Below are 3,745 nucleotides of genomic sequence, written 5' to 3'. Positions count from 1 at the left end.
GGCTGCTTCTGCCCCTTGACCGGGACAAAGCAGCCGCTGTTTTGATGAAAAGACAGATTCAAAAGATGGTTCAGTTAACCCAGCGGTGAGGTGGGCTGGTTCGGCTTAAATGGACGCTGGTAGATTCGCACCGGTGCCTGATCGGAAATCACAGCGGACGGTGCGCCGGCTTTCTGTTCGGCGGTGTGGGGGGTGTAGATCTTCATCTCTGCCTCTGTGCCGGTGTGTCTGCCGGCGGACGGCTTTTTCTCCTGTTTCATGGAATCCCCTCCTTATAAATAGGGCTTCAGGCGCTCCATGTACGCCTCTTCCCGGCGTACAATTTCGCTGCCCTGCCGCCGGAGCTTTTCCGGCACATCGGGACAGCGGTGCATGAGCTGTGTGAGCTGGATGACGCCCATGTTGGTGCCCTCCAGCATCTGTTTGGCGATGTTGCTGTTGCTCTGATTTCCCATACAGCGCATTTGCAGGCTGACGTTGGCACAGAATTTTGCCATAGCGCCCTGTTCCTGCGGCATGGCGTATGCCTCCTGCATCTGCCGGCAGATCTCCTGCTTCTGCTTGCGGTAGTACTCCAGCTGGGTGCAAAGCTCCTCCCGCAGGTCGGGATGGGTGACCTTGTCCAGAATGTTGACGGTGGCATCTGCGCCCACGGAGGCGTTTTTGTAGAATCCGTTGAGCAGGGTTCGCTCCTGCGGCTCCAGCATTTGCGGACACTTCCTTCCTTTTTGAAACAGACGCTTGGCGTCTGCTTCCTTAGAATTCCCGCTATCTGTGCAGAATATGCGGCGGCATGGCTGTTAGTTTTCCCCGAAAAAGGTATTTTATGGAATTGAAAAATTTTGCGAGAGCGGCGGGCTACTATCTGTTTGCTGAGGCGCTCTGTCTGTTTCTGACGCTGACGCTGGCGGTATTCCACGGAACGCCTGTTCGGGCGGTCAGCACTATCTGCACCATCGGCGTGCTGATCTGCCTGTGCGTGAACTTTGCCGTGCGGCGCGGCAGGGAGGATCAGCGGAGCAAACGGGAGGATACCGCACGCCGGGGGCTGCTCTTCAGCGCCATGATCGGGCTGCCGTATCTGCTGCTGGGGATTGCTCTGATTCTGGCACGTGCCGGCGTGCTGCCGGACACCTTTTTTCGGTGGTATAAGCTGCTGGATGCGGCGTTCTGGCAGCTCTGCAATATCATGAGCATTGATGTGCAGGTCTCTCTGCTGCGCTGGCCGCAGGTGATTATCCTCGCTGTGCTGAATCTCATTCCGCCGGCAGCGGTCTGGATCTCCTACCGCCTGACGCTGGCGGGGTTTGATCCGGCGGAGCTGCAATACCGGAAGCGCCGGTAGCGTTCTTTGTGCGGACTGGCGGAAAGAGGATGTCCTCCCGATTTTCGGGAGGGCATATCTTTTTCCTGTGCGGCATAGACTATACCAAAAACGGGAGGGTGTACTATGAAATGCACGTGGAAATCCATTGCCAAACGCACGGCGGTTTTGCTGACGGTCTGCGGTGTCAGCGTTGCGGCAATTTACTTTGGGGGCACACGCATTCGTCAGGCGGTTTCTACCATGGCGATGCCGGAGGAAGAACCGCCCATCATTATTCTGGATGCCGGACACGGCGGAATGGACGGGGGCTGTTCTTCCGTCAACGGTGTGCCGGAAAAGGGCATCAATCTGCATATTCTGCTGTGCCTGCGGGATCTGCTGCAAATGGAGGGCTACACCGTGGAGGTGACACGGGACACAGACCGCAGCATCCACGACGACGGCATAGAGGGCATTGCCAGCCAGAAGAGTTCGGACATGGACAACCGGCTGGAACTGTTCAACCGGTACGACAACGCCATCTGTATCTCCATCCATCAGAACCAGTTCACCGATCCGGCGTATTCCGGCGCACAGATGTTCTATTCGGATAACGTCAGAGGCAGCGGTGCGCTGGCGCAGACCTTGCAAGATACCTTTGTGGCGCAGCTCCAGCCGGAGAACACCAGAGAGATCAAGCAGTGCGGAAAAGAATTGTACCTGTGCTATTTCAGCGAGAATCCTACCGTCATGGTGGAGTGCGGATTCCTCTCCAATCCGGAGGAGGCTGCGCTGCTGGAAACGGAGGAGTATCAGCAGCAGGTGGCGTTCACGGTGTTCGCCGGATTGAACCAGTATTTGAATGGAACCAAGTGAAAAATGCGCAGCCCTGTAGCGTGGGGCTGCGCTTTTTCGCAAACTCGCCCGAACCTTGAAACGCCCGCCTGTTTATGGTATAATAGAAGTATCCCATTACGGCAAAGGAGAATCCCTATGGCAAAACCAAAGACCATCTACCGCTGTACGGAATGCGGTTACGAGAGCGCCAAGTGGAACGGAAAGTGCCCCTCCTGCGGGGCGTGGAATACCCTGGAAGAGGATGTCCCGCTGCCCACGCAGGCGGTGGGAAACGGCCGCCGGAAACCGGTGGACTTGTCCGAGAAGATTCAGGAGCTACAGGACGTGGACACCTCCGCCGATGTGCGCTATCACACCGGTGTAGGGGAGCTGGATCGGGTGCTGGGCGGCGGTCTGGTGCGGGGGTCGATCGTCCTGCTGGGCGGAGAACCCGGCATCGGTAAGAGCACGCTGCTGCTCCAGATCTGCCAGTATTTCGGTGAGGCGCACACGGTGCTCTATGTATCCGGCGAGGAATCCGCCAAGCAGATCAAGCTGCGGGCGCAGCGCCTTGGAGTGAACACGGCGCAGCTCTATCTGCTGACGGTGACGGATGCCCAGAGCATCTGCGACACCATCGCAGCCAGCAAGCCGGAGATCGTCATCATCGACTCCATCCAGACCATGCATCTGGAGGACATCTCCTCCAGCCCCGGCAGCCTTACCCAAGTGCGGGAGTGCACCAATCTGTTTATGCACACGGCAAAGCAGCTGGATATCCCCATCTGGATCGTCAGCCATGTGAACAAGGACGGTGCCATTGCCGGCCCGAAAGTCATGGAGCACATTGTGGACACTGTGCTGTATTTTGAGGGAGAACGCAATCTCTCTTACCGGCTGCTGCGTGCGGTGAAGAACCGCTACGGCTCTACCAACGAGATCGGCGTATTTGAGATGCAGGACAGCGGACTCCACGAAGTGCCCAATCCCTCCGCCATGCTGCTGGAGGGCAGACCGCAGGGCGTTTCAGGAACTTGTGTGACGTGTATGCTGGAGGGTTCCCGCCCCATTTTGGCGGAAATTCAGGTGCTCGCCACCAAGAGCGGATTCTCTGCGCCACGCCGGCAGACACAGGGCTTCGATTACAGCCGGATGGTAATTCTCATCGCTGTGCTGGAAAAGCATCTGGGACTGTTTTTCGGGACGCTGGACGTATACCTGAACGTGGTCGGCGGATTCAAGCTGGACGAACCGGCAGGAGATCTGGCGGTGGCGCTTTGCCTGTACTCCTCCCTGGTGGACAAGCCTATCTCGGAGAAGACGGTGGCGTTCGGAGAAGTGGGACTGGGCGGAGAGGTGCGTGGCATCTCCCACATTCGCCGGCGTGTGCTGGAGGCAGAGCGCATGGGATTTCGCCGGTGCATCGTGCCGCAGCAGTGCCTGCGGGAATTGCAGGGCGGTACCTATCAGATTCGAATCGCCGGTGTGCGCAATCTGCGGCAGGCGTTTGCGGTACTGGAAAAGGATGCCAGAGATGCAGCGGAGGAACTGCAATAAAGCGTATTGCATGACAGACAAAAACCGCAGGCGCACCGGAAGTGG

5 protein-coding genes are annotated in these 3,745 nt (G+C 57.9%); 3 read left to right on the top strand and 2 right to left on the bottom strand.

Annotation, left to right across the window (positions count from 1 at the left end):
* Positions 1-74 precede the first annotated feature (74 nt).
* Positions 75-260 (bottom strand): hypothetical protein, encoded by a 186-nt coding sequence (locus QZL66_RS01220; protein ID WP_022409949.1) that lies wholly within the window; start codon positions 258-260, stop codon positions 75-77.
* Between the two features lie 12 nt (positions 261-272).
* The gene (locus tag QZL66_RS01215) at positions 273-707 is read right to left on the bottom strand and encodes a hypothetical protein (RefSeq protein ID WP_022409948.1); all 435 of its coding nucleotides are present in this window, start codon (positions 705-707) and stop codon (positions 273-275) included.
* A gap of 119 nt (positions 708-826) precedes the next feature.
* Here QZL66_RS01215 and QZL66_RS01210 point away from each other — a divergent pair, with 119 nt between their 5' ends.
* From QZL66_RS01210 to radA, 3 genes are all read left to right on the top strand, one after another.
* The gene (locus QZL66_RS01210; RefSeq protein ID WP_022409947.1) at positions 827-1,345 is read left to right on the top strand and encodes a hypothetical protein; all 519 of its coding nucleotides are present in this window, start codon (positions 827-829) and stop codon (positions 1,343-1,345) included.
* Positions 1,346-1,450: 105 nt separating this feature from the next.
* Positions 1,451-2,182: an N-acetylmuramoyl-L-alanine amidase gene (locus QZL66_RS01205; RefSeq protein WP_022409946.1), complete on the top strand. Its 732-nt coding sequence runs from the start codon at positions 1,451-1,453 to the stop codon at positions 2,180-2,182.
* A gap of 117 nt (positions 2,183-2,299) precedes the next feature.
* Positions 2,300-3,700, top strand: a complete 1,401-nt coding sequence (radA, locus tag QZL66_RS01200) for a DNA repair protein RadA (RefSeq protein ID WP_022409945.1) — start codon at positions 2,300-2,302, stop codon at positions 3,698-3,700.
* Positions 3,701-3,745 lie beyond the last annotated feature (45 nt).

It is taken from the genome of Ruminococcus sp. CAG:330 (assembly GCF_000437175.1).
Lineage (GTDB): Bacteria > Bacillota > Clostridia > Oscillospirales > Ruminococcaceae > Ruminococcus_C.
Note: the sequence above shows the minus strand (reverse complement) of the source record. Positions and strands in the feature narration are given on the sequence as shown.

Excerpts from the sequence above, each read along its gene's own strand:
- QZL66_RS01220 (WP_022409949.1), bottom strand. The coding sequence starts at position 260 with ATGAAACAGGAGAAAAAGCCGTCCGCCGGCAGACACACCGGCACAGAG.
- QZL66_RS01215 (WP_022409948.1), bottom strand. The coding sequence starts at position 707 with ATGCTGGAGCCGCAGGAGCGAACCCTGCTCAACGGATTCTACAAAAAC.
- QZL66_RS01210 (WP_022409947.1), top strand. The coding sequence starts at position 827 with ATGGAATTGAAAAATTTTGCGAGAGCGGCGGGCTACTATCTGTTTGCT.
- QZL66_RS01205 (WP_022409946.1), top strand. The coding sequence starts at position 1,451 with ATGAAATGCACGTGGAAATCCATTGCCAAACGCACGGCGGTTTTGCTG.
- radA (WP_022409945.1), top strand. The coding sequence starts at position 2,300 with ATGGCAAAACCAAAGACCATCTACCGCTGTACGGAATGCGGTTACGAG.